Below are 26,663 nucleotides of genomic sequence, written 5' to 3'. Positions count from 1 at the left end.
CGAATTTCTGTTTTGTAAAGCCAGTACCGTTAGATCAACGCCTTCTGATCAAGAGAACGTTTAGGCAAAAAAGGGAGTAGCAATACACCTAGTGTGCGTTGCCGATATAGCTTTCTATGACTTCTAAATCGCGGCTTTCAGCTTGGTACTGGAGTAGAGCTCGGTTGAATGCATCCCTTACTGCTGGGTCATGAAAGCCCGCATACGCGTTGACTTCAGGGATGATGGCATTTGATACGACCAGTTGGCGGTTGTAGTCGTCAATGTTTTGTTTGGCATAGTAATGGAAAATATAATAATCAAGCACCACAACATCCGCGCGTCCTTTAAATAACATGCTAGGCAGTTTGGACATATCGTGCATTTCTCGGTACATAGGACCAGAAGCATTGGCAGAAAATTCAGTACCGAAATAACCTGTCGCGCCTTGAAAGGTACAGATTCGAAGGCCTTTTAAATCGTCCAGAGATTGTAAATTAATGTTTGAATCTGCCAGTGTAAACACGGTAGGACGGTATTGGATGAAAGGTTCTGACATAAACAGTTTACTGTCACTATCTAGAAACGTCGGGATAACAACGTCGGCTTGTTTGTCCTTGACCATCATTGATGCTCTGCCGAGGGGGGCGTATGTCACTTTGGTTTCATAACCGGCAAGTCTTAACACATCTCGGGCGATATCAATATCGATACCAGAATCGGACCGCTTTATCATGTGTGGTGGGCCGTCATCGGTTACTATCGTTAGTTCCCCCGAATCTGCTACCGCAGCTACCGAAAGCGCCGTCAGATAGAACGAAAAGACGAACAAAAGAATGTGTTTAAAAATTTGCATAATCCCTGTCGATGACAGCAAAACTACTTTCAGTGTAACTCACGTATTTGAATTCGTACACCTAGCGCGCAATTCACTTTCATCGCGTTAAACAACATCACGTCTTTTCTATTATCGAAGACAACACAATCATCGAGTTTGTCTCAGATATTTCTGAAAATTCTTCTAACAAGCTGTCGAGAGCTTTCATTGTTGCAACCGCCACTTTCATGATGAACGCTTTTTCTCCAGTGACATTGTCGCATTCCACAATACAAGGTGTGGCTCTAACAAGAGAGATAAAGTCTTTTTCTTTACCTAGGAATACACGCGCTTGAATATGGGCAACAATCGGTAAACCCACAGCATCTAAGTCGACTTGTGCAGCGTACCCCTTAATTACACCGGATTCTTCGAGGCGTTTAACTCGCTCTGCTACAGCCGGAGCTGAAAGATGAACTTGTTTTGCTAACGCGGCGAAAGGAATGCGCCCGTTACTTTGCAAAATTGATAAGATTTTTTGATTTATTTTGTCCAACTTTCGATCCTAAGGCCAGTGGCATGTATTTCGTTATTTTCTAAAGTAAACGATAGCGATTTCTAAAGTTTCATCATTCGATTCTATCGTGAAGCAGCCTATCATGGTAATGAATTCACATCGTTTTGAGAGCCCGTATTATGAAACTAGAAGAGTTTACACTTGAACGAATCCAATCGCTGTATGAGAACTTAGTAGAACTGAATTTATCAGATAGTGGCGTTCATCCATACAAACTCAATGAGCTTTTGAATGCAGAGCAACAAGAAGCCGTGTTAGAACTTGAGCTAGGCTACGGCTGGACTAATGGTTTTACCGAACTACGTCAAACGATTGCTAATTTGTACGAGGATCGCACTAGCGACGAGGTAATCGTTACCAACGGTTCTGCTGAAGCTAACTTTTTGATGACAATGAGCGTTTTAGAACCCGGTGATGAACTCATCGTTGTCGTGCCTAACTATTTGCAAATTGCCGGTTGGGCAAAAGCTATTGGTGTAAAAGTGATAGAAGCGCCATTAATTCAATCACTGGGATGGTTGCCAGACTTAGACGCGTTGGATAAGCAAATTACGCCGAACACCAAAATGCTAACAATATGTCATCCCAATAATCCAACGGGCTCGACGTTGCCTGTCGAACAAATTCACAAGCTTGTCGAGTTTGCCAAGAAACATGATATTTATTTGCATGCGGACGAAGTCTACAAAGGGGCAGAGTTTGATGGCAAAGAGTTACCGAGTTTTGCTGATTTGTATCACAAAGCAATAGTTACCTGCGGTTTGTCTAAGGCGATGGCGATGCCAGGATTACGGCTGGGATGGTTAGTTGGTCCCGCCAAAGACATTTATCGGACTTGGCAAAGTAAAGACTATACGAGTATCACGACGTCTAGTGTGAGCGAATATGTCGCCAATCTTGTGTTGCAACCTGATATGCGTAAACAGGTGTTGCAACGAAGTAAAACACTTCTTTTAGAGAACCTTGCTATTACCCAGCAATGGGTCAATGACAATCAAGACTGGGTATCGTTTGTGCCACCGAAAGCCGGAGGCATGGCGTTTATTAAATACGAGTTAGATGTCAATTCTACAACGCTTGCCCATGAATTTAGGGAGCACTTGAGTGTATTTGTACTACCTGGCGATGTGTATGGCATGGATGGTTATTTTCGAGTGGGAATTGGCGCGCCAGCTGCTCACCTTGAGGAAGGTTTGAAGCGAATTTCACACTATGTAAAAACCAAGTACTTGTAGGAATACCGATGTTTGTGGTTCGTTTTGTTGTTGTACTCTTTACGATACTTTTTGTAGCGAGTTGCCATCAAGGTTGGCAAACGCCGGAAGAGCAAAAGGCCATGTTAGAAGCTGAAGGCGATCAGGTTGCGACATTTAACGTCAACGCCGATAAACCCAGTGAGCTACTAATGAATGGTGTTATATATAGCAATACACTGAACGATTTAGTTGCCGTACTCGAAGCCAACCCTCAAATTGAGACCTTGGTAATGATAGAAGTACCGGGTTCGATTGACGATGACGTAAATCTGCTTGCCGCTCGTGAGATTCGTCTCAGAGGTATCAATACCCATGTACCTGAGGGCGGTTGGGTGGCATCTGGAGGCACTGACTTGTTTGTTTCGGGTGTGAGACGCAGCGCTCACCCTTCGGCCAAATTCGGTGTACATGCTTGGGGAGAAGGTCACATGAGTGCGAACGATTTCGCACCGAGTGATCAGGTACATAAGATTTACACAGACTATTATCAGGATATGGGAATTCCGTCGGCATTCTATTGGTTTACATTGGAAGCAGCACCTGTAGACGGCATGCATTGGATGTCTCATTCCCAATTGCGTCGATACCAACTAATCAACACCGTCGAGTAAGCTAGCTAATGAGACTAATTTCTAAACCACAAATCGATGAAATTGTCCGAACTTTGGATGGGTATGAGGCGATTACACAAGGGTTTATCGCCTACAGTAACGGAGACTGCGTGGTACCGCCCGTAGGCGAGTTATTGTTAGATGCCGGTGAAGTGCATATTAAATATGGTTACATTCGTGACCAGCAATATTACGTTGTAAAGATAGCGTCTGGTTTTTACAACAACCCAGCTTTGGGTTTACCTTCAAGCAATGGACTAATGCAGGTTTTTCGCCAAGATACAGGAGAATTAAGTGCAATTATTTTGGATGAAGGGGCGTTAACTGATCACAGAACCGCCATTGCTGGCGCTGTTTGTGCTGCACATTTTGCTCGAAAGGACATCACCCATGCCGCCATTGTCGGCACTGGTACACAAGCGAAACTACAAGCGCTTCACCTCAACCGATATCTGGGTATCAAACATTTTAGAATATGGGGTAGGAGAGAGGAACAAGCGCGTGCGCTTAAAACTGCATTGTCCGAAATGGGCCTCGAAGCGAGCGTCAACGCATGCTTAGAGGACCTGTGTCGAGATAGCAATTTAATCGTGACGACTACACCTGCCCGAGAACCATTGATTAACGCAAAATGGATACAGGATGGCACCCACATCAATGCCGTAGGTTCAGATACGCCTGATAAACAGGAACTCGAAACGGCACTGCTTGGAAAAGCCTCACTCGTTATTGCAGATAGCGTTTCGCAATGTAAATTGCGAGGGGAGATTGCCCATGCCTTGCAAGCTGGGGACATCAATCAAGATGATGTGGTTGAATTAGGAACGTTATTAACTAGCTCCTATCCTCGAGGCGACTCTGATATTACGGTTTGTGATCTGACTGGCGTTGCAGTGCAAGATTTAAAAATTGCAGAACTGGTGTTAGAAGCCGCAAGGAATAACTAACGTCAAAAGTGGACGTTCTTTTATTGTATGTCTATGTTCTTAATACTAAGGTGTTCAGGGACAATACATGAAATACTGCTTTTTAGTCTTGCTGTGCAGCGCAGCGCTTACAGGGTGTAATTCGACACCAAATCATACCCAGTCCGGCTTTTTGACCAGTTACGAACAGTTGGAGGCGTCAAAAGAATACCCAGATGCCCGAATTTATGTGTCTCCCACATTTGATAAAGCGCGTTTTGGCAACTTAGATAATGTCTACATCTATCCTTTTGAGATTTGGTTAAAGCCCGAAGCGCTCACCTTTTTGGGGAGTCAACAAATGCCCCTTGCAACGGCTTATTTTCATCAACAATTGCGTGCGAAATTGGGCGTACATTACACCATAGTCGAAGCGATGGAAGAGAATACACTTGGTATTCGAGGGGCATTTACGAATGTATCGTTAACCTCCCCAGGGATGTCGCCGACAGACGTGTTGCCTTTCAAGGTGGTAATGAATGCCGGAAACCTTGCTTATCTCGAAGCAACAGGTCAACAGGATCTCGTTACTGAGGCTGGTATCGAAGTCGAGTTCACGCTGGATACCGAAGACAACGTGGTTTTCGCGATGACGAGTGTAAAGCAACTCGATTTGACGGTAGATAAGGGCATGGAAGGAAACATCCAAGCACTAAAAAACGTGATCGACATTTGGGTTGATAATTTTGTTACAGCGTTGGAAAAGGCGAGGGCGCGAAATCGCTAATCAACCCGTGTTAATGCTTTTTTAACGGGTACCAACGCATATACGAACCACAACGCCATAGCCATTCAAACGGACCGTATTGAAAATGGCTAAGCCATAATCGACTAAAAATAGACTGCAATATAAAACTAGCGAACGCAATGACCAAACACGTAATTGGGCTTAAGGACTCGTAAAGCGAAAAGCCAACGCTTGTGAATAGCACTAGGCCTATCATACTTTGTAGTAAGTAGTTGGTTAATGCCATGCGACCCACTGCCTCAAACATTACCAATAGCCGCTTCACACGAGTGAAGTGCCACAACCATGCCATTAACCACAAGTACCATAAACCAAATGCAATATCACTCAAAAACATGAGTTTGAACCACAAGGGTCTCAGCATTTCATTGCGGTAAATCGGGAATTCGGGTAACACCCATAAAAATGTTATTCGATAAACAGTGGTGGCAATGAAAACCCATAGGGCGACGCGTTTAAATGATATCACCCATTGCTCAGAGCCAAATGCGTCATGGCTTTTGCCGACGCAAATCCCCAGTAAAAACATTGACAAGGCCATCGGCGCTAAATAAAAAAGCACCATGGGTAAACTTGCTACATAGTCTGTAACATGCAATTGAATGATATCGACAAGCGTCCCTTGTTTAACAATGTCGGCGACACCTTCACTACCCAGTTTCACCATGGCGTGCTCAGGGCCACCATCAAAAAGACCGCTAAAGGCGATTAGCATATTGTCATAAAAAGGGAAGGTGAGTAGTAAAATGCTCGCCACGAGCAGCCATTTAATAGGCAATTGAATTACGACTATACAAAGAATACCTAGGATGGCGTATAGGTGAAGTACGTCACCTGACCACAAGAACCCAACATGCATCATGCCAACAATGAAAAGCAACAGCATTCTGCGCACAAAAAACGCGACATAAGGTTGGGACTTGTTCATTTTGGCACGCATTTGCATGCTCAAACCCAGTCCAAAAAGGAATGAGAAGATCGGAAAGAACTTGTTGTAAAAAAAGAGCTGTAGTGTTCTTGTCGCAAATTCTGATAGCGGATCAGTAAACTGTGCTAAATAGCCATCTTGGAACAGCATGACACTGTGCATTATGGTGATATTGACGAAAAATATCCCAAAAATAGCGAAGCCGCGAAATACGTCCAGTTCTGGACGGCGAACATTGGTTGACGACATTGAGTAAAATCTTCACTTAGTGATGAATATTGCAGGCGTAAGCATGCCACAACATATTGAAAAACACTAAGATTCTTATCGTCTACAAGTCAGATAGGATGACTTTTGAGACCTGAGGTTTACAGGGCTACTCTTTTTTAGCGCTGTACTATAGCGCTTGAAGCTAAACTCTATGAGAGTTTCTTTCGCTTTTTGATTTTACACTCGAGGATGTTCTCTACATTTTTTCTGCCAATGTATGAACAAATAGTATAGGGGTGCTTTTTCTTTATTTTGATGTTGAACAATTTCATAGAATTGTACCTCCAGCTGTATCGTTTCCCTTAGTGGTTGGGCTCTCCAATCTAGACTAACGAATAAAATTAAAAATAAATTGACCAATTGGTCAGGAATTACCATACCTAAAATAACGGCTACCGTCAATGCGCCATTGCTGAAAATTATGGTTTCAATACTAAGTATAGTGTTTTTTGTATTATTGCCTAGTCTAATGTCTAAATAATGGTAATAGGGGTCAGTGATAGTAGAGATTAAGGTCGTTGAGCAGGTTGAACTCGATACTGATCAGAACGTTAAAATTTGTGTATAGTATCTCCAAATGATGTAACAGAAACGGAATTCATGAAGTCAATTGTATTTGCCATAGCCTGCGCTATTGTCCTTGTCACTCAAACCGTCCATTCGCAAGAGCAATACACGAGAGCCGAAACCCCGACTTGGGTTACAGAGCACCAGTTGAATACCAGTATAGAGATACCTTCGGAGGGTATTTCTAACGGCACATTTTATCGTTTAGTTGATGACCAGTATAAGGTTGAAGAGAATGGTGATCAGGCATATTACTTCCGAATTTCCCAAACTGTTGTTAATCAGAAGGGGCTGGATTCATCATCACAGATTGAAATTGCCTTTGATCCAACCTATCAATCTCTCGTTATTCATGACATTAATGTTATCCGCGGCGACACCATAAGTGACCGCTATGAAAGTGCCGATAAATCGGTTTTTCGTAGTGAGGATAGTTTCGAAAGCAGAGTTTATAATGGCGAGGTGATGTTCAGTGCGATCTTAAACGATATCGCCGTTGGCGACACCATAGATTACAGCTATTCCATAATAGGCACAAACCCGGTTTATCAAGGGTTGTTTAGTACATCTAGAACGCTAGTGTGGTCAATCCCCGTTCAAGATCAATACCATAGAGTAGTATGGAAAAAGCCCCATCCCCTTCACAGTGAAATGCGCAATGGTGAATTTACCATTGAAGAAAACATACTATCTTCGGGCGTTGAGTATAGCGTTCATGTCCATATGGCAGAACCTTCTCGTTTTTCAAGCCAAGCGCCAGATTGGAATTTGCCATACACAGTTGTTTACTACACAGAAACACCGAGTTGGCATGCGGTAAATACGTGGGCGCTTGGGTTATTTGAGCTACCCAATACCAGTGAAAACATTGCAAACATCGCTAGTAGTATTCGTGAACAAACTGAAAATAAAACTGAGCAACTCAGTTTGGCATTGGATTATGTGCAAGAAAAAATACGCTATGTAGCCATCCAATTAGGTGAGAACTCGCATTTGCCAACACCCGTCGATGAGACGCTACGGTTAAAATATGGCGATTGCAAAGACAAATCTCTACTGCTACTGGCAATAATGCGTGAGTTGGATATCGAAGGTTACCCGGTATTGGTTAATTCCAGTATTGGAAAAGCATTAAACGAATTGATTCCTTCTGTTTCACGTTTTGATCACGTCATAGTCAATGCAAAGGTCAGTGACACATCTTATTGGCTAGACCCAACGATGACAAACCAGGTTGGAACGTTAAACAATATCTACCAACCTGATTTCGGTTATGGCCTCGTAGTGAAAAAAGGGCAGAGTGCGCTTACCGCTATGAATGCAGTTGACATTACGGATTTCAATATTCAGGAGCATTACACGATCCCTGAGAGCGTAGAAGGAGCAGCAACGCTGAATGTGGAAACTACATTCAAAGGATGGCAAGCACAAAAAATGCAGTCGCGTATACAAGGCAACGGTTTGGCCAGCATCACTGAACAATATCTCGAGTTCTATCAGCGTTCGTTTCCATCTGCAAAAAACACAAGCCCGTTGGTAGTCGACATAAACAGTGAAGCAGGGACGGTTACGATAGAAGAAAACTATGAAATAGCGGAAGTGTTCACTGAAGAAGACGACGGATATACGGTTTATTTTGAAGCGAATGACATCATTAACGAGCTCGGTGAGCCAGACGTAGTAAATCGTAATACGCCATTCGTTTTAAATTATCCCAAATCATTGGGAACACAAATTATTGTTGAATTTGAAGAGTCGGGTTGGGAATTTGATAACGAGGAAGTAATCGAAGATAACCCTTTCTTTCAGTTGGTTTACAACGCAACGTATAAGAATAATACGTTGACCTTAGATTACGAATACGAAGCGAAGCAAGACCATGTTCCCGCTGACCAGATTCAAGCGTATTTGAACGCAAGAGAACGGGCATTAGAAAGCACTTCATATAGCATCATTAAATACAAACCGGATGAAGGTAACAGCCTACAAGATACTGAGGAAGATTTAGGATCGGAAATATTGATTCTGGTTTGGCTGTCGCTCGCTTTTATCGTGGCTATTTTAGTTGCGTGTTTAGATTGGGTTGTCTACGCCAGAAAACGCAATGATGCAAATCAAATGCGCTTTCAGCCTATATCATTTACGAAGTTTTACACACTATCGGTACTCACATTTGGGCTTTATATTTGCTATTGGATTTACCGCAATTGGATGTTAGTAGAAAAGCATCAAAATCGCGGCAGTTGGCCAATAGCACGCGCTATATTCTCGGTGTTTTGGGTGTTCCCACTTCACAAAGAGCTTGTATCGTACAATCAACTAAGCGAATCACCCAAGCGAATGTTCTCTGCGCAATTAGCTGCATTGGTCGCATTTAACTATTTTGTTCTGTGTACTATCAATATCTTGTTTGACCAAGAAATCTTGGCCATCGCTGTGCTATTTCTTTTACCACTGTGCTTTATTCCATTTATTGATTTTATCAACCGACTCTATCCTAAAGGCTCTGCTCCTTATTCAAAGGGCTCTAAAATCGGCTTCCGCCATATTGGAACAGGATTGGCGAGCTTGCCTCTATTGCTTATTTACATCGGACAAACAACAGCCTTAATCCCTCCTGCAGAAGTGATAGAGGGGGAGCGTCTCTGGTCCCACCAAACTGACTTTATTTATGAGACTGTTGGATTGGAAGTGGATGACGAGATACGCTACTTCTATAGTGACGCGGCATTAGACTTTAAAGCGGACGGCAATGGTTTTACCGATCAGGTAGTTTTTTCCTATTTTGAAGATAGTGACGCCGTCTCTGTTGACTCAGCCACGTATTCACAAATCAAAAAGATTACATCTGAAAAAGAAGACGGCATGGCGGTTATAACCGTAATGCTTCTCGACGGTACTGAGTTTATTCTTTACGTATCAGGCGAAGCTGGCAAAGACGTTGAGTTTATATCAGCACTAAAAGCGCAATGGAACGCTAAAAAGCGTGAAAAAGACGAGTAGGAAAAAGAGTGGCTTACACGCCACTTTTCTTGTTTAACACCGTGATGTTACAGGCTGGTGTTACGAGTCGCACATTACAAAAGGACAGCCCTTTGTTTAGTATTTTTAAGTATGGCCAACAAAACTTTCCTCTTTACATAAAGAAGTGTATTCCGTTCTGCAGCCAAAGCGACGACGCTCTGATTGATATACCCAAACTTATCGAACACCTTGGATTTGTCATTGAGCGAGTTGCGATGAACGACAAAGCCATCATCCGACATCAAGCTGATGAAGTGCAGGCCTACCTATATTTAAACGAGGAATTAGATGAAGTTGAATCGAATGCCATCTCAGTGTTAATTGTATCTGAATACCTCTTGCGCTACGAAAAAAACAAAACGAAAACCATCGTATTCGATGTGTTTTATTTAGACGATATAAAACAGGCAAGAATGTCCAAACACATATTCTTGGCGACTAGATTAGCGATTCCTGAGAAAGTGATTGAAGAGCTTGACGAGTTTAATAGCGACAAGGCGAATTACTCCGCAAAGGCGAAATTACCAGTGTATTTCTTAGACCTCGCCAAGAAGCAAAGCAGTGTGCAAGCGTATTTAAAAATGACAGAGGGCACTGCAGCCGATTGGCTTTGTGATTGGTAATTCGTAACATTTTACGTAGTCAAACAGCTGCAATCTAGGTTTACTCCCAATCAGCTTAACTATTGATTTTAAGCACTTTTGTTCTTTTTACTTTACAACTATTTTCTAAAATTATGGCGGATATCGGTACCGTTTTTTGCGTTTATGTAAGTTAACTTGTAATATTACAGAGTAAGTTACAACTCATTCATGAACCAACGAATTACATGGTGAACACGATGGTACAACACGATAGCAACGCCCTACATAACACATCTGAAGAAAACGTCATGGCAAACCCATCTATGGTTGAAGAGCTAGCTGCCGCTAAAAAAGAGATTCAAGAACTCAGAATGAAGTTGATGTGGATGGAACGTACCTACGAATAAGTATCCTCAAATCCGGTGAGCTTATCCGAGAGCTCACCGCATAAACCTACAGGCCACTACTACTGCTCAGAAATAGAGTAGGGCGCTCAATGCACTTATCTATTTATTGCCTTTACGCGAGTCGCTTCTGCTCGATTATTGTTAAACCCCAGCACGTAATTTTTGTCTCTGCGCTATAACAGAATTTCTATTACATGGTCCCAGTTTAGCTTTTTAGCCAAGTCTAGAGGTGTTTCACCGTTGTGAGTAGTTAGATTCTTGTCGGCACCATGATCGATTAAAATACTGACAGAAGTAGCATTACCCGCGAGCGCTTCACGGTGTAAAGGGGTCCAACCTAAATCATCTGTAGTTGTGAGTAACTCGTCAGATTCCTGAAGTTCATCCAACAGGGATTCCCCCATGTTTATGCTCATTGGGTGCTCAACCATCGCCTCTTTTTCCTTTTCATCGTTTGAGCCAAATAGTTTGGAAAGAAATCCTTTCTTTTCTTCAAAATAGACGAGTCTGATACTATTAGGGTTGCCGAAATCCAATTGCCACGCATTGTCATGATCAATTCTTTCACTTGGACTCATGCGTGATCGCAATAGATTAACTGTGAACGCGCCGTAAGCTTTACCCTCTATAGCAAACATCCAGTCACTAACTTCAGATAGCTTGGCCTTCACATAATCGCCTTGGCTAATATTCCTCAGCCAATTTGGCTTGTTCATTAAAAAACCTGTTATATATGTTCCATCAAAATCCACTTGATTGATCCACATATGCTCAACGTTTGGTTGATTTGTTTCTGGTTCTTTGTCAGTGAAAATGATTTTAACTGACGCCACTTCTAGGGCGGGGATAATGCGCCTGCTGTCCCAGTATGCTTCTCTCCAAAAGTATTTAAATGTTTCCTGTGCCTTTTTACAGGCCGCATCCATTTCTTTGTCGTCTTCTTTAGACAGTACAACTTGCTCTTCGCTACTCACAAATTAACTCCAACTCAGAATGATGCTCAGCTATCCCAAGAGAACTTGTATCGACTCCATTAGAGGGAGAAAACGTATGGCCTCCGGCTAGGTCTTCTGCAGCTTGCCATGGTTTAGCATAGCAACCCAAACTTTCCCCATCATAGACGGGGCGAAATCGTCCATCACTTGATTGGGCTATACAAAAATCTCCAACTGAGGTTTCGTACTTATTGATTGATTTCATCGTTTATCCCTTTACATTTACTTCTTTGCTTCCGCTTCCAGTTGTTTCAAATAGGAATCTACCTTGTCGCTGCCTGGCTCGAAGTAATGCTTGATAATATCTGCGGCTTCAAATGAACACGTTTTACCTGTGCAAACTTTTTCAAGAGTTGCTCCATGTTTAAGTAGTAAAACTGCGTTAGCAGAATTGTCTGCCATAATCGCCATGTGGATTGGAGTATATTTGCTTGAGTTTATCTGGTTAACATCAAAGCCATTTTCTAACATGACTTCCAGAACTTCTTTAGGGGCTTTATATGCCGCAACGTGCAATGCACTAGACTTGTGCGGGTTTAAGTAGTCTTTAGATGATTCTTCAATTGCATACTGCTTTGCAAGATCCCATTTTCTCCACTCAATGGCGAACATCAGCTTTTCACCAACAGATACATTTGCGTTTTCAATATCTGGACTGAAATCGATTAACTGTTGTTGAGGCGTTAAGTCGTCTATTAAGATCAGGTTGTCTCCCTCAAATTTATGGGGAGGGATCAGCAAATGATAATTTTCTCTGCTGTTTTTTTCCAGAATACGCCCGTTGTTGTCATATATAGCGTTCGAGCATGGATCGATAAATTGATCAGTGTCTGGCATTACATGTATTGCGCATCCAAAACGTGTAGAGAGACGCAACACAACAAGAACATCTTGCCTAAAAGATCTTGAAATACTTTTATCAAATGACGCTTGGGAAAACAGCAACAGACTGGCAAGTTTGTTGCCATTCATCCTGGCCATGTTTGTTAGTGAAGACGTTAATTCAGCCGTTTCGTCTAGGTTAATTTGAGATGAGACAGCTTTTGGCTTGTTCAGTCTTTTGTATACGAGTACTGGTACTTGATTGAACCAGGTGACAACTTTGTACTCACCAGGTTTTAGTGAAGAAACATCGATTGATACCTCTGCTCGCAAGTGTAAGGTGCAAATCAAACCGAGCAAACCAAATACAACCACCATCAAACGCATTGAAGCCTCCTTAATCACTTTAGATACCATAGACCTTTAAGCCGAACGTCAATGATTTTAATAACTTTGGCTCTATAACGTGTGATGCCGAATCCATTCTCACCACCTGAAAATTACTCTGCCAATCACGTTTTCAGATGGGACGAAGCCCCAATAACGACTATCCAAACTGTTATCACGATTGTCACCTAAGACAAAATAATGTCCGTCCGGTACTATCCACTCATCCTGCTGAGTTCCAGGTTGACTAAAGTAATGAGATGCCAGTGCCGAACGCTTATTGTGAATAGAAATGTTGTATGTAGTTTGGCCGATCGATTCGCTAAAAACGTCAATCGGCTCGCCCGAATTCGAAGTTGAAACTTCAACTTTTTCTATTGCTTTATAGCTGGGGCAATCTGTACTACCAGACTCGCATCGTTCCTTGATGAAAATAGTTTTGTTTCGATAGATGATTGAGTCACCAGGAAGGCCAACGACTCGTTTAATGTAATCGATACTTGGATCCTGTGGATATTGAAATACTATGACTTCGCCTCTAAGAGGAAATTCGCTGGGTTCGGTTTTATGAAGCTGAATACCACTATAACGATAGTTTCCAAAACCAACCTTCCCAACGATTACATGATCACCGGGTTTAAAAGTAGGACTCATCGCTGAAGAGGGGATTGCAAATGGTTCTATAAAGAAGCCTCTGACAAACACTATTATCGCCAGTACAGATATTGCGATAACGAGCACCATCCACCATTTTGCATACCAGTTTCTAATTTCATCGCTGTAACTTTTTGCTAAAAGAAACGCATGGATCGAGCAGATAAGTGCAAAAGCAATTGTTATATAGCCTGATTCAATCCATTGCTTTAGATCAGTGTCATTGCCAACAGTGATACTGGCAAATCCTATTGCCAAGGCTATAACCAAATAACCCCAGAATAGTTTGGCTTTATTAACGTATAAGAAAGCAAATTGCTGGAAGAAAAGACCTAATAGAATTGCTAAAGGTTTTGATGGTTTCCATGTGTTTTCAGTGTTCAAGTTTCTTCCTTTTAGAAAGCTATGTTAATTCGAGTAATAGATTATTTGCCGACGCTAAATGCTGTTTCATTTTTCAGATAGTTTATCTTCAATTTCGTCAAGCGTTCTTAGCCTTTCTTTATAGTGTTCCCAATCTTTGTGGTTGGTTTTAACCCTGTAACGAGTATCATTGACTGCTTTCAAAGCTAAGTTTCTGATCTTTTCTTCACAGACGCCTTTCAGTTTTATTTGCGCAAAACTAAGACCCAACACCATTTCTTCATACGTTGTTCTGGAAAATTCGTCATCATCATTAAAAGGTCTTTCAATACCCCAATCATCCATCAAATTATCTAGGAATTCTGTTACTCCTACTTTCGGGTTTTCCTCCATCCAATCTCGATACAATTCAAGTACGTCTGCACCGGTATCGTTGCCGTTCGGAGAAAAGTCGTCTGTGGCGCTCCAGAAGAAAGGAGAGTTAAGGAGCTCACGAGACTTCGGATGATAATCTTCCCATTCTATACCTAATTTATCCCACTCATCCATGGACTCATGTTTTCTGGCATCATCGTTTTCTATTTCTGCTTGTAGCGAAGCAAACATTTCTTCATCTGAAGGGATCTCCTTAACCTTTAGTTGAAGAAAAGCAAAAAACTCTTCAAGTAGAAAATCATCTGATTGTTTTAACTTGGACTTCAATATTTGTAGAGAAGAGGCAACTTCTTTTACGCTGCTGGTAAATAGTGTTAGGTCAGGTGGTCCATAACCAGAAACCAAGTCAGCACTACCCAAATCACTGACAAAATTGAGTTCAAACTTGGCTTTTTTTCGGTAAAACTTGGTACTGGGTAACTCAGCGAGATAACTGTGATATTGGTCAGATAGCGACTCCAGATGTCTGCTAATTTTACCTCCAGAAAAATACACGTGGATGTCGAGTGTCTCGATAGCCTCTCCAAAGTCTGGTGCACCCAGCTCAAGGTACTTCCCAACAAGTGTCAGAGTAGAATGGCCTCCGTAAGTATTGTAAGTATGTATGCTTACTAATATTTCCATTTTGCTTACCTAGCCCCAATGTATTTCAAGATGAACATTATTAAAGTCGGGATCATCAAGGTCGCCTTTATTCTCGCACCACATTCCCTCAGGCAACCCCTCCATGTTAATACTTTGACCGTCTTCAATTATACCGCCTAACGCTTGTAATTCGATAAAGCGGTTAATCATTTCACAGACAATATCAAAGTGTTTTTCTGGGACATCGTGAATACTGATATCGGGTCGGCCAAACAGTCTCATGCCGCGAGTGTGTAGCCATGAATTATCATCATCTTGTTCTGAAGAAAGTATTTGTACATGACGGTAAATCTTTGGCTCTTTTGGCTGGAAGATTTTCTTAGACCATTCATCCTTTGACCACCATTTAGAATTCAGAGGCTCGAAGACGCAGACTCCACCATCATCCAAAAAATAAGTAACCAAGCCGATTAGATTTCTTAAGTAATCTAGAGTTAATTGGTCTTCTATTTCTGTTTGAATGACCATGCAGGCTGGAGAGTTATCAATAGCATCTGCTAGCTCAGGAATTTCTAGGCAAAGTCTGTCCCAGAGGTAACCTGTTTTGTATTGGTCTCGAAATTCAGCGGCTGCGCCGTCGCGGTACTTCACAATGTCTGTATTGGCTGGTAGTTCTGTGAAATTGTACTTTGACGCTGAAATGCTCACTTCGTCAGAAAAGTCACCAAACACTACAAAGTATGCAAATATTTGCTGATTTGATGGCGAGTACCGTTCCCTAGACCAGGTCATTGGTTGTCCTTTTTATAAATATTATCTAAACGTTTTTGCCGCTCGGCATCTTTGACTTTGAAGGCCTTTTTAAAGTCGACATCTTTATCTAGTAACGCTTGCTCAAGTGCATCTCTTGCGGGATCTTCATTCCAGTACATTCCGCGTTCGCTCTCTTCATAGAAAATGGCGGCAGCCTCTTGCAAACCTTCATTATTTGAGTGGGGAACTAAAAATAGAGCGTTTTCCCAATGCTGATGCAATGTAGCCAAGGCAATCGCCGGTAAGAAGATAGTTCCTTTTCTATTGGGGTCCGCTCCATTATCTAGCAAGTACTTTAAATACCACTGGTTGTCACTTGTCGCAGCAGATTGAAGGAGGTGTGAGAGCTTGGTGCCAATGTGTATATCTAAGCCTCTTTGAGTTAGTTCCTCAAAATATTCTTGGCTACTTCCGTCATGGTTAAAGTCACTGATAATGTAATCTGCCACATTGTACTGAAGCGAACCTTTAGGCATGAAGTTAACATTTGCCCCATTGTCTAAAAGATACTTAAATGTTTCTTCATTTCTACCTTTGTAAGCTGCTAACAGAGGGGTGAGACCAGCTTCCCCCATAAAGTTTACAGTTTTTACTTGAGGAAGAAGTCTCTCCAGGCTTTTCTCAGAACCAAATGCAGATTCGTAAATGAACTGTTTTTGTTCAGGAGTTTCAAAGTCATCCCAATCGATAATCGACACACGGATCATGTCGTGGATTAAAAAAACAAGAAGCAGTGAAGGAAGTACTACTGCTGAGAAAGGTATGTAACCTTTATCGTCTTTAAACTTAACTGCAACAAGGAACATTCCGAGCATTAGCAGCGGGTAGTACTTGATCATGAAATAGAGCAGGAACTTTTCGTCTGAAAATGACAAGGGTTGGTCATAGATCACAAAAGCAATTGATATGAGCATCAAGAATCCCCAGATTCCGACTCCGGCTATACCAATTGATAGAGAGACAGCTGTAGGAATTCTCATGCTATAAAGCCTTTGACTTAGTCTGTGGGGTAGGGGCCTCTACGCAAGGATTGGCTTTATAGTATTCAACAAGTTCTTTGAATTTCGTTTGGTACTTCTCAACACGCTCATGATTGGTACCAATATCAAAACTTGGCTTACGTTTTCCAATGATGTAAACGTATTTTGAATGCTTGACCAATGGTGCTAAGACTTTAGATTTAACCTTGTCACCAATCTTTGCTGTTAGCCAAGCTACTTGTTCAGTAGTAAATAAATTTGTGGGGAAATGAAGCTCTTTAAGATTTGAAATCTCTGCTAATGGTGAAATATCGCCATCAACAATCTTCTTTGCACTAAATGACAACCTCTTCAATGACACAAGGTCAGCTATTGGCGCGAGTGTATCCAGCACAAAAGTCGACCACACTTTGTTTCCGAAATCAAACTCTTCGATTGTCTTGGAGCGTGGCAAATCATCAAAATCTTTTAGCCTGGTAAAATCATCAATAGACAAGTACTTAAGCGAGTCGTTTCTGGAAAGATCCCATAGCTTGGTTACTCTTTGGTTCCAGAAGTAGGATATTCTCTTAATATCTCTCAACTGCTCCATTTTTTGAAAATCGGTAACCAAGGGGCATTTAAAGAAATCAATTTCGTCGAATTGATTTCCATAGTTATCAACCAAGAAATCAAAACTTTCTTGTCTTAAACCCGTTATTGATAACTTGCGACACTGATTGCCGTCTAGTTCTTTTAAATCCTCTATGGATTCGGCACCCTGTATGCTTATTGTTTCTTCCATTCAATTCCACTTACGCTCTGACAGCTTCAAAACCACTTCCGATGATGTAAGATCTACCGACAAGCAGCACTTTTAAATCCTTCGGATAGGGAACATACTTTTCGCCATCCCAATACTCGGGACTATGCTTTTCAAGCAGATTGATGTTTATGTTTTTATCCTTAAGTTTTGTAGCTATAAGATTTGCTACGCTTTCTGGAAAACGGCCTAAAATGCCAAATTTCGTACTACATATACCGTCGATCACAGGCTTTTGATTAATGTACTTTGATAATCGTTTTTCGCTCATAAGCTCTATGCATGACGAGGCAATAACACCATACAGCTCGGTAGGTGTGACATTGTTTTCACTGAATGCAATATGTATTGAAGGCTCTAAGTATTCCAACAACAAAGGATGTTCATCAAGTAGTTCTAATTCTTCGCCAATATCGCTGTTTATTTGATCTTCGAACACTTGATCACAAGTAATTTCCCATAAATGGTTTTGCGAATCTTCGCTTGGCGAAACGGAGATGTCGACACGCATTTCGTTTCCATAACTATCAGTACCAACTATGTTGAACCAACCGTCATTTTCATAAAACTCAGCTGAGAGATATTCAAACAAGTCCTTCATTTTTAATCTCCTCAGCATGTTTGCGGGCTAGTTTAGGCAAGGAAAACATACCGATAAAAGCGAAAGAAATGATCAACCCTACCAATATGATTAAGCCATTGGATATCATTTCAATTATTCCAGGCGTGTAGTCAAATCCGAACCGCATGTACCTTGCGATCTCTGTTTTGTTCGTCGTAATAATATTGTCTAACCACACCCCGGCAAAAGAGAAAGCCGCACCTACTAATAACCTTCTCATACACGAGGAAACGACATTAAAGGTTTTTACTTTTGTTCCAAGCTCTTTTGCAAGTGCTTCAAGGTAAACTGCGTATACAAAACTATTTGCAACACAAAGAACACTTACACCAAACGTCAACATCATTGAAAGAAGCCAAACTTGTTGTGTCATTTCGGTTAGTTCAGAAGGTTTGACAACACCATTAAAATCGATCACTAAAGCAATTACACCAAAATATGTAAAAAGTCCTACAAACATGAAGGGGAGCATTTTTAAGTAAGACTTTTGATCGTTTTTTAACAACTCAGAGTGTTTTTTGTTTTTCTCTGCAAGCCTTTCTAACGGGTCCATTAAGCTCTCGATTTCTTTCTGTCTATTACATAAATGATTAGCGCCGCAATGGCTCCTGAAATCAAACCACCTATATGTGCCGCATTATCAATACCGCCGGCCAGCCCGATAATGAGCGATATCCCTATATACGTCCCAAACAACGTGAGTATTGGCATTCTGACTTCTTTTAAGAAAATGCTAGTTGGTAACAACGCCAAGATGGCCCCAAATAACCCAAATATAGCACCTGAAGCACCGACACTCGTCGTGTTTTCATACCAGAAGATACTTGCCACGCTTCCGCAGATTCCTGACACAAAATAAAGCAACGCGGTTCTCCATTTACCAAAGATGGGCTCGATATATATTGAAGCGATGATTAGGCCGTATATGTTTAATAAGAGATGCATGATACCGCCATGCAAGAACATACTAGTAAGGAGTCTCCACCATTCGCCACCCATAGTATCGGAGCGCCTATTTGCCCCCCATTCTAGTAGTTCAGCTGCATTTGGGTTTAAAGCGTCAACGCCAGACAGCCAAACGATGAGAAAGACGAGCAGGTTAATGTTTACTAGTATTGGAGTAACGAAATAAATTCTATTGGGAATAAGGATCTGAAGCATATCCAGAAACGAATTGTTTATCTTATGGTTACCCGATTTATAGTTTTGCAGTGATTCAGAACAAAGAGGTGGAAACCAAAGCGCTAACAAGAAAACTAATGAACCTATCCCGTAGGATAACTTTGCCCAATAAAGCTTTTCACCATTTCTTTCGTCAAATTTATCAAATTTTGGAGCCATCATAACTAGATCTTCTCTAGGCTCTGACTTTAGAGATCTGTATATGGCTTTAACGAAAAACTTTCTATCAGAAGATTTACCCAATTTTTCGAAGTAGGTGATACCTTCGAAGTCATACTCTTCAAGTTTTGCCCAGGAATTTTGTATAAATTTTTGGTAGAGGCGTTCTTTCTCTACTTGAGATATACGGTTACTAATTCTTTCATATTGGACTATTGCTAACCAATATTTTCGTTGTTCATTGCCAGTTCCTGATAAAACAACGAAAGGAACGGCTGTAAACATGCGTAACTGTAAGTCTTGGTTTTTATCACCAGCAGTTCTTACATCGACATGAGTACCAACTTCATTGCCCCGAATCCTGAAATCATCAATCAAGTAATACCGGGATTTGTCAGATGATTCATATTTCTCTACTGAGCTTAGTGTTACAAGTTCGTAACCGCTGTCGTATAGAGGTGCTGAGTGAATATGCCCGGCATAGCAATAGCGAAACCTGCCAAGAACTGAAAGAAAGAACGGCCGTTTGAGTTTTTAAACTTTAGTAACGCTAGCTTTGGTCTTAATAACAGGTATATAAATACAAAAGGAAAGGCCATCGGGATCCACATTTCCCAAGCTTCCAGATGTAATGGATCCATTCCTAGTTTTGCCTCAAATAACCACCGAAGAGAAAGAGGGATTACTAGTGCTAGCACAGACACTATCAAGTAATACGGAATTATTAGTTTTATTTTTCTACCGTAATCAGACTGCATGAATTCTCCATTTCACACTGATTCTTTATAATACAATTACTATTGTGTGCCACATTGAAACCAAATAAAAGGATGGAATGTCAAATAAACCTAAGGCTTCAATGTAGTCACACAATGTTGAAAGAGTTAAAACTCATTTTAAGCTTTCTAAAGCACTCGAACACAAAATGTAACGCTACGTGAATGAAGCAAACAAAGTACCCACAAAATTTAATTTCACGCACGTAGCGCACGATTTCACATACACCTCAAACTAATAATACTTAAACCAAGGTAACAGCGTTTTCACGCATAATTTCTAATTACCAAAATTCTCGCGAAGGGCAGAAATTCTCAACTAATGTGGAACTGGAGAAACCTCCAATACTATCAATTACTTAAATACACCTTATTTAACATAATATACATTATGGGAAATTAACTATGTGGCGGATTAGGGCGGCCGTGTGCACATATTTTCAGGCTTTCTCTATTATTCTCTCGTTTACAAACTGGGTTTATTAAGGCGCTTTTTAGAATCGTGCGCTACGTGAATGGTTTTAAACTTTTCGACCCTAACTACTGTTTCATTCACACAGCGTCACCTTCTTGTTTATCGTAGTTTTGGGTCAAAGTCTGATGAGCACCGCAACATGTTCCTACTAACGGACCCAATAATTTGCCTGCAAGAATTTTCTCTATCAAACGTTTTAAAGTGCAGACAAATAACGTTGGTACAAATGCAGTGATTCTTCCGCTGTTGTTGCATGTGTGGCTCCGGCTATTGGAATCAACTCAACGTGATTTAGATATTGAATAGCCGACAATTCATTAATTGGGGTCAGTTTGTCTTGTGTCCCTTGGAACACCTTTATTGGGACTGGATATGTTTTGGTTATTAAATCAACTGAGTCAATGTCGTTAACTAAATACTGTAATGGCAGGATTTCTAGTGGTCTCAGATACCATTGTTGGCGAATCCGGTGTTGAAGTGCCGAAGTTAAACTCCCACCGAGTGAATCGATAATGATTAAAGTTGGCGGTATTTCCTTGGCAACGGCCAGCGCTATTGATGCTCCTAAAGAGCGGCCAATATAGACAAGGTGTTTATCATCGCAGTTGTGAATACTGGTTACTTGTTCAATAGCGTTTGCCAAAATATCGGTGATTTCTGCGAGGCTTGTCGAGCCTTTCGCGCCTTCGTAACCTGGATATGAAAGCGCATGCACTGTATAACCAGATTGAACAAACGTCGGAAATAGCGTGTCTTGATAGTGGTAAATGCCCCCTTGCCTGCCAGGAAAGAAAATAATGCATTTTTCGTTGATTTGCTCACCGTATATTCTATCTATAACAGAGCTATCATGACTAAAAAATTCATCTCTGCGTACTTCGGATGTCGCTCGTACTTCGACTCGTTGGAAAACGAAATTTGATAAAAAGGCAGAGATAGCAATCGCACTAACAACGTAGTAAATGACGCAGAAACACAATAACACCTTAGTGGTTGTGATGAACGATTTCATCGTTTCAGTTGCTTTCTATTTGGCTATATCTAAACGCTACAGTGGCTCTTCTTAACTACCAGGTTGCATTTGTATACAGGCGTGCCGTGCCGATTCCTCTGTGCCGCCGAAAACTGACTCTATCTTTGTTCTTACTTTAACGCAGTCCGCTATTTTGTATTCGTAAGTCACGATGTTAATAGTGATCATTGCACCAGTGAAAAGTAAAAATGCCAGTAACATTGGCAAAGCGTATTTCTTTAGTTGCATTCAGAAATCCTTGTTTTTCTGCAGTATTTTTCGTTGTTTAGAGTTGATGAGATAAGGCTGCAATGTTGTTTAAAACGAGAACATCATTGTGATGTTCATAAAGAGTCTATTTATGCACATTATTACAATCAAGAAGCTCACACCATTGCATCTTTATGGGTTTAACAACAGCCTCATATCAACATTGTTGAGTTGATTATGCTGGGTATAAAACTCACCTAATTCTTCGAATCCCATTTTTTTGTAGAACTGTCTTGCCTGCTTATTCGGGGCTTGTGTCCCACCCATTAGAATCAAACTCTCGATATTCTGTTGATGAAGGTGGACCAAAAGTGCCTTTAACGCCTGACTCGCAATCCCTTGGCTTTGATAAGCATCTGCAATGCACGGTGCAAATACGGGATTGGTTGTGAAATCTAAATCGATACCGTAATCGTGGTAACGCTGTTTTTCTTCAGCAAACTCTCGATAATCGACAATGAAATAGCCGATTATTTTTGTTTGTGATGACATTACAAAACGCTCGATGTTCCTATTCTTAGTCGTTTTGGCAAGGTGTTCGAATACATAATCTCGAGTGAGTGGATGGGGGCCAAATTTGGACCGAGTATCATCACTAAGTGATTCGAAAAACGCGCTTAAACGTTCTGCGTACTGTTTTTCAAAGGGCGTAAATAAAAAGGTTTCGCCGCGTTTTGTCGTAATGTCCATATCGTTACGTATCTGTTTAAACCATTTATCTTTGCATTCGATAATACTAATAAATATTCATCAGGTATTGCAGTATTTAAATCGAATTCAGAGGCACTATTGAAGTCTGGAACAGATTCATTGAGTTAAAGAATGCTTCCACACGTCAAATTTCATAAGCGTTCCGCATAGGTATATTATTAAGAATTCAAATGCTTGAGGGCAGTATTGATTAAATTGCTTACTTCGTTTAACGGTAACGACTGGTTGAATTTGAACGCACTAGCACGCTAAATCTGCGTGCTAGCTTCGTTAGAATTTACGCTTTGAATTGGCTCACTAGGCCTTGTAAGTGGCCGGCTAGCTTAGATGTTCCTTCACTCGTTCCTGATGTCTGTTGTGAGGCTGCGGATGTATTCTCGACTTCTTGGTTAATACTATCCACACTATCTTGAATACTAGCGATGGCGGCAGTTTGTTCTTCAGTCGCCGCAGCAATATGCTGACTGATAGCATTAATAGCGTTCACCGAGGCCGATATCTCCTGCAATGCTTGAGACGCGGTTTGACTATTTTCAACACAGGCGTCAGTACGCGCTTTACTTTGGTTTATGACTTCTACAGCATTTTGCGCCCCAGTTTGAAGTTTTTCTATCATGGTGTGTATTTCTGCTGTTGAGTCTTGTGTACGCTGTGCCAGGGTGCGGACCTCGTCAGCGACCACCGCAAAACCCCGACCTTGCTCCCCTGCTCTCGCTGCTTCGATGGCAGCATTCAGCGCTAGTAAATTAGTTTGGTCTGCAACGCCTCGTATCACATCTAAAATAGAACCAATTTCTTCGGTATCTTTAGCCAGTTTTGAAATGACCCGTGAAGCATTATCCATATCTATTTCGAGCTCACTGATACTGCCGTTTACCTCATTGACGACTCGCAATCCCTCTGAAGCAGCAGTATCTGCAAGCGATGCCTGATCGAGCCCTTCACTGGCGTTTTTCGCCACCTCTTCTACGGCGGGTAATATTTGGGAAATCGATACGAGTACTTGCTCAATACCTTGTTTTTGCTTGAGTAACGCTTGGTCCGTGGAGTTAGCGGTGGAATTGAGCTCGGCAGAGGAATGTGCAATTTCTTCTACTGCATGTCGCAATTCAATAATCACATTTTGAATGTGGCTGGCAAATAGATTGAAGCCACGGGCAAGAGCAGTGATTTCATTGTTCCCTCGCTGCTCTAAGCGTTTAGTAAGGTCCCCTTCACCGTCACCGATATTCAGCATGGCATCAATGGCAAATTGCAGTGGCTTGAATAACTTTTGCAATGTAAATACGGCTAGGACAACAACTAATACTGCCATCGCCAATTGCAGGGCTAAACTGATGGTTAACCAGCGTTCTGCGCTACTTCGAGAGGCATTGAGTTCATCCGCTGTACGTTTGTCCAACGCAGCAAAAAACGCATTCACAGGTGTCATGATACCGGTCACCTCGTCATGGTAGGTTTGATCAAACACAATACGCACCGCAAAGTCTTTTACCGACTCGCCCGGCAATGCTTGATGTGGGCCCTCTACGATTCGTCCCTGCCGAATAGAGCGCATAGCTTGGTCTTCAGTGGCGATGAGGGCATCTGAGTTATTACTGGCTTCATTTAAAAGCGTAAATTCACGTGCAGAGAAGTCCAATTCAGCCATGATGTCTCGTTGCTTTTTTTGCGAATTTGGGTACAAACCTTTGTCCATAGTCGCCGGTCTAGCTACGTCACCATTGCGCCAATTCACGATGTACCAATACGCATCCCAGTACTTACTATCACCCGTTGCAACAAAAGTCCGGCACAAGCGCGTAAGATCCATTGAGCTTTGTCTAAACTCATCAGCAAGTAAATATGATAAATAACGCTTATCACCACTTTGTGTTTGTTGTTCAAAGCGTTGATAAGCGATGTTTTTAGCGATGATTGTGCCAGCTAGCAACACAATAATAAGAGCGAGAATAAAGAGAAGGCGTGCCTTTATTGTCATAGCGAAATCCTTTATTTGGTGTCCATTCCCTGCACTAAAATAGTGCGGCGCTATGACAATGTTAGACTCTTTTTCTATATTAGTCTTTAGTATAATGCCAAGTTTATCTCAAATAGTGCGTTACTAGTCGCCCATAAACTCAGACAGCACATCCACATGTCCTTTGGTTTCATCAATTAATGTAGATATTTCTTTGGCGGATTCGGTGGTTGAAAACGCTAAGTTTCTTACTTCCTCGGCGACCACCGCAAAGCCTCTACCCGCTTCTCCCGCCCTTGCTGACTCGATTGCTGCGTTTAACGCCAGTAGATTAGTCTGGTCGGAAATACCGTTGATTGTTTGAATGATGCTGCCGATTCTATCGAGAACTTGTGACATCGCATCATGGGTTTGAGCGATTACACTGTTTCGCTCTGATACATCTGCGCCATACGCCAAGACTTTACTTATCTTTCCGTCAACATCAAACACTGGAGAAATACTCATTGCTAAGCTCAGTGTGTCGCCTGAAGATAATGGAATGTTGATATTACTGCTGACTACTTGGCCAGACTCTATCTTTGCCCAGTCATCTTTACCCAATCGAGAACGCAAACTTTCAAAGGTTTTCGCTGCTTGCGAGAGCTCCGTACACCCAAATGCACGCATAGCTAACGTATTCGCGGCATTCATATCGCCATTGGGATTAAACTCAAAAACTAAGTTACTTTGATTAATCGCCTCAAGCCTTACATCGTTCTCGAGTACACGAGTTTTAGTTTTGTTGATGTTAGTTTGAATTGATACAAACTTAACAAGTTGGCCAGCGTCATCGAACACCGGGTTGATTGCCAAACTGATCCAATAGGCGTTGCCATGACGGTCGTAATTTAGAATTTCTTCATAAAATGGTACTTGCGCATCAAGCTTTTCACGAATGCGTTGAGTTGTACCTTTGTCAGTATGTTGGCCTTGTAAAATAGTACCTGGCTTCTGACCAATCGCTTCGCTTTCTGAATAACCTGTGAGTTTACAAAACCCAGGGTTAACGTACTCAATGATGCCACGAGCATCGGTAATAATTACGGAGTTGTCAGTTTCATTGGCAACCAGAGACAACTCAGCAAAGCGCTTTTCGTCCTCAACACTTTTGGTAATATCAGTCGCAAACTTAACAATTTTTAATACCTCACCGTCTGGCGAAATAATCGGATTGTAAGTCGCTTCAATCCAAACTTCCCTGCCTCCTTTCGCAAACCGCTTGTATCTCGCGGCTTGATACTCACCTCGTCTTAACGCATCCCAAAACTGTTTGTACTGCGTGGATGCTTTTTCTTCTGCTGAGACAAACATCGAGTGATGTTTTCCCACAATTTCGTCTAAGCGATAACCTACTGCACCGCAAAAATTGTCGTTGGCAACAATGATAGTGCCGTCTGGATTGAATTCGATAACCGCTTGAGACTTAGAGATAGCCGCAAGCTTTCCTTCATAATCAATATTACGCAGTTTGTCTTTTGATATGTCAGTCGCAAATTTCACGACTTTAACAACATTGCCATTGCTATCCCTTATCGGGTTATAGGTGGCTTGGAGCCAAATGACTTCACCACTTTTCTTTATCCTTTTGTACTCAGATTGTTTGAAGTCTCCACGAGCTAAGCTTGGCCAAAATTGGCGATAGTCTTCTGAATTTCGCTCATTTGCGTCAACAAACATACTGTGATGCTGACCAACAATTTCTGAGAGACTGTACTGCATGGCGGAAAGGAAGTTTTGATTGGCTTTAACTATCTTTCCTTGAGGTGTGAATTCGATAACCGCATGAGACTTATCCAGTGCCTCTGTAATAGCGGCTGATGTTCTATTATCAAAACCGTCTTGCTGGCGTTTCAAAAAATCAAACATAGGCGTTCCTTTGTATTCG

26 protein-coding genes are annotated in these 26,663 nt (G+C 41.6%); 7 read left to right on the top strand and 19 right to left on the bottom strand.

All coding sequences use genetic code 11. The features are described from left to right. Positions 1 to 88 precede the first annotated feature (88 nt). The gene (locus AC27G9_RS03120) at positions 89 to 835 is read right to left on the bottom strand and encodes a substrate-binding periplasmic protein (protein WP_487070929.1); all 747 of its coding nucleotides are present in this window, start codon (positions 833 to 835) and stop codon (positions 89 to 91) included. A 97-nt stretch (positions 836 to 932) separates the two neighbouring features. Then, positions 933 to 1,352, bottom strand: coding sequence for an Lrp/AsnC family transcriptional regulator (locus AC27G9_RS03115; protein ID WP_487070927.1), 420 nt, complete (start codon positions 1,350 to 1,352; stop codon positions 933 to 935). Between the two features lie 140 nt (positions 1,353 to 1,492). Here AC27G9_RS03115 and AC27G9_RS03110 point away from each other — a divergent pair, with 140 nt between their 5' ends. The 4 genes from AC27G9_RS03110 to AC27G9_RS03095 all read left to right on the top strand — a co-directional run bounded on the left by AC27G9_RS03110 (position 1,493) and on the right by AC27G9_RS03095 (position 4,932). Beyond that, the gene (locus AC27G9_RS03110) at positions 1,493 to 2,608 is read left to right on the top strand and encodes an aminotransferase class I/II-fold pyridoxal phosphate-dependent enzyme (RefSeq protein WP_487070925.1); all 1,116 of its coding nucleotides are present in this window, start codon (positions 1,493 to 1,495) and stop codon (positions 2,606 to 2,608) included. A gap of 8 nt (positions 2,609 to 2,616) precedes the next feature. Further along, positions 2,617 to 3,240, top strand: a complete 624-nt coding sequence (locus tag AC27G9_RS03105; RefSeq protein ID WP_487070923.1) for a COG3904 family protein — start codon at positions 2,617 to 2,619, stop codon at positions 3,238 to 3,240. Between the two features lie 8 nt (positions 3,241 to 3,248). Next, positions 3,249 to 4,187 (top strand): ornithine cyclodeaminase family protein, encoded by a 939-nt coding sequence (locus AC27G9_RS03100; protein WP_487070921.1) that lies wholly within the window; start codon positions 3,249 to 3,251, stop codon positions 4,185 to 4,187. 67 nt (positions 4,188 to 4,254) lie between these two features. Continuing rightward, positions 4,255 to 4,932, top strand: a complete 678-nt coding sequence (locus AC27G9_RS03095; protein WP_487070919.1) for a DUF3313 domain-containing protein — start codon at positions 4,255 to 4,257, stop codon at positions 4,930 to 4,932. A gap of 10 nt (positions 4,933 to 4,942) precedes the next feature. Here AC27G9_RS03095 and AC27G9_RS03090 read toward each other — a convergent pair whose 3' ends face one another. Further along, positions 4,943 to 6,130 (bottom strand): DUF418 domain-containing protein, encoded by a 1,188-nt coding sequence (locus AC27G9_RS03090; protein ID WP_487070917.1) that lies wholly within the window; start codon positions 6,128 to 6,130, stop codon positions 4,943 to 4,945. Positions 6,131 to 6,751: 621 nt separating this feature from the next. Between AC27G9_RS03090 and AC27G9_RS03085 the strand changes: the two genes are divergently transcribed. The 3 genes from AC27G9_RS03085 to AC27G9_RS03075 all read left to right on the top strand — a co-directional run bounded on the left by AC27G9_RS03085 (position 6,752) and on the right by AC27G9_RS03075 (position 10,733). Next, the gene (locus AC27G9_RS03085; RefSeq protein WP_487070915.1) at positions 6,752 to 9,721 is read left to right on the top strand and encodes a DUF3857 domain-containing transglutaminase family protein; all 2,970 of its coding nucleotides are present in this window, start codon (positions 6,752 to 6,754) and stop codon (positions 9,719 to 9,721) included. An 8-nt stretch (positions 9,722 to 9,729) separates the two neighbouring features. Continuing rightward, positions 9,730 to 10,365, top strand: coding sequence for a hypothetical protein (locus AC27G9_RS03080; RefSeq protein WP_487070913.1), 636 nt, complete (start codon positions 9,730 to 9,732; stop codon positions 10,363 to 10,365). Positions 10,366 to 10,583: 218 nt separating this feature from the next. Continuing rightward, positions 10,584 to 10,733 (top strand): hypothetical protein, encoded by a 150-nt coding sequence (locus AC27G9_RS03075; protein ID WP_487070911.1) that lies wholly within the window; start codon positions 10,584 to 10,586, stop codon positions 10,731 to 10,733. Positions 10,734 to 10,906: 173 nt separating this feature from the next. Here the strand turns inward: AC27G9_RS03075 and AC27G9_RS03070 are convergent, their stop codons facing one another. The 16 genes from AC27G9_RS03070 to AC27G9_RS02995 form a co-directional block, all read right to left on the bottom strand. Further along, complete coding sequence (locus tag AC27G9_RS03070) at positions 10,907 to 11,707, bottom strand: DUF2314 domain-containing protein (protein ID WP_487070909.1); 801 nt, start codon at positions 11,705 to 11,707, stop codon at positions 10,907 to 10,909. Continuing rightward, positions 11,700 to 11,933, bottom strand: coding sequence for a hypothetical protein (locus AC27G9_RS03065; protein ID WP_487070907.1), 234 nt, complete (start codon positions 11,931 to 11,933; stop codon positions 11,700 to 11,702). The genes AC27G9_RS03070 and AC27G9_RS03065 overlap by 8 nt, the downstream gene beginning before the upstream one ends. Positions 11,934 to 11,950: 17 nt before the next feature. After that, the gene (locus AC27G9_RS03060) at positions 11,951 to 12,937 is read right to left on the bottom strand and encodes an ankyrin repeat domain-containing protein (RefSeq protein WP_487070905.1); all 987 of its coding nucleotides are present in this window, start codon (positions 12,935 to 12,937) and stop codon (positions 11,951 to 11,953) included. A gap of 99 nt (positions 12,938 to 13,036) precedes the next feature. Next, positions 13,037 to 13,975, bottom strand: coding sequence for a signal peptidase I (lepB, locus tag AC27G9_RS03055; RefSeq protein WP_487070903.1), 939 nt, complete (start codon positions 13,973 to 13,975; stop codon positions 13,037 to 13,039). Between the two features lie 66 nt (positions 13,976 to 14,041). Continuing rightward, positions 14,042 to 15,013 carry a hypothetical protein gene (locus tag AC27G9_RS03050; RefSeq protein ID WP_487070901.1) on the bottom strand — a complete coding sequence of 324 codons (972 nt, stop codon included), beginning with the start codon at positions 15,011 to 15,013 and terminating at the stop codon, positions 14,042 to 14,044. Between the two features lie 9 nt (positions 15,014 to 15,022). Continuing rightward, positions 15,023 to 15,766 carry a hypothetical protein gene (locus AC27G9_RS03045; protein WP_487070899.1) on the bottom strand — a complete coding sequence of 248 codons (744 nt, stop codon included), beginning with the start codon at positions 15,764 to 15,766 and terminating at the stop codon, positions 15,023 to 15,025. Beyond that, positions 15,763 to 16,767 (bottom strand): ankyrin repeat domain-containing protein, encoded by a 1,005-nt coding sequence (locus tag AC27G9_RS03040; protein WP_487070897.1) that lies wholly within the window; start codon positions 16,765 to 16,767, stop codon positions 15,763 to 15,765. The genes AC27G9_RS03045 and AC27G9_RS03040 overlap by 4 nt, the downstream gene beginning before the upstream one ends. A gap of 1 nt (position 16,768) precedes the next feature. Next, on the bottom strand, positions 16,769 to 17,551 hold the full coding sequence (locus tag AC27G9_RS03035; protein ID WP_487070895.1) for a leucine-rich repeat domain-containing protein: 783 nt from the start codon (positions 17,549 to 17,551) through the stop codon (positions 16,769 to 16,771). 10 nt (positions 17,552 to 17,561) lie between these two features. Beyond that, positions 17,562 to 18,170 (bottom strand): hypothetical protein, encoded by a 609-nt coding sequence (locus tag AC27G9_RS03030; protein ID WP_487070893.1) that lies wholly within the window; start codon positions 18,168 to 18,170, stop codon positions 17,562 to 17,564. After that, entirely contained in the window at positions 18,154 to 18,744 is a 591-nt protein-coding gene (locus AC27G9_RS03025) for a hypothetical protein (RefSeq protein ID WP_487070891.1), read from the bottom strand. Before AC27G9_RS03025 ends, AC27G9_RS03030 begins: the two co-directional genes overlap by 17 nt. Further along, a complete protein-coding gene (locus AC27G9_RS03020; RefSeq protein WP_487070889.1) occupies positions 18,744 to 19,910 on the bottom strand; it encodes a rhomboid family intramembrane serine protease in 1,167 nt (388 codons plus the stop codon). The genes AC27G9_RS03025 and AC27G9_RS03020 overlap by 1 nt, the downstream gene beginning before the upstream one ends. Positions 19,911 to 20,979: 1,069 nt before the next feature. Further along, complete coding sequence (locus AC27G9_RS03015) at positions 20,980 to 21,795, bottom strand: alpha/beta hydrolase family protein (RefSeq protein WP_487070887.1); 816 nt, start codon at positions 21,793 to 21,795, stop codon at positions 20,980 to 20,982. A gap of 51 nt (positions 21,796 to 21,846) precedes the next feature. Next, complete coding sequence (locus AC27G9_RS03010; protein WP_487070885.1) at positions 21,847 to 22,044, bottom strand: hypothetical protein; 198 nt, start codon at positions 22,042 to 22,044, stop codon at positions 21,847 to 21,849. A 153-nt stretch (positions 22,045 to 22,197) separates the two neighbouring features. Next, entirely contained in the window at positions 22,198 to 22,755 is a 558-nt protein-coding gene (locus AC27G9_RS03005) for a GNAT family N-acetyltransferase (protein ID WP_487070883.1), read from the bottom strand. Positions 22,756 to 23,053: 298 nt separating this feature from the next. Further along, on the bottom strand, positions 23,054 to 24,757 hold the full coding sequence (locus AC27G9_RS03000) for a methyl-accepting chemotaxis protein (protein ID WP_487070881.1): 1,704 nt from the start codon (positions 24,755 to 24,757) through the stop codon (positions 23,054 to 23,056). Between the two features lie 123 nt (positions 24,758 to 24,880). After that, a complete protein-coding gene (locus AC27G9_RS02995) occupies positions 24,881 to 26,644 on the bottom strand; it encodes a PAS domain S-box protein (RefSeq protein WP_487070879.1) in 1,764 nt (587 codons plus the stop codon). Positions 26,645 to 26,663: the final 19 nt, after the last annotated feature.

This window comes from Alteromonas sp. 5NS40-0096, from assembly GCF_057544385.1.
The sequence above is the reverse complement of the archived record's forward strand: the minus strand, read 5'-3'. Positions and strand labels throughout refer to the sequence as shown.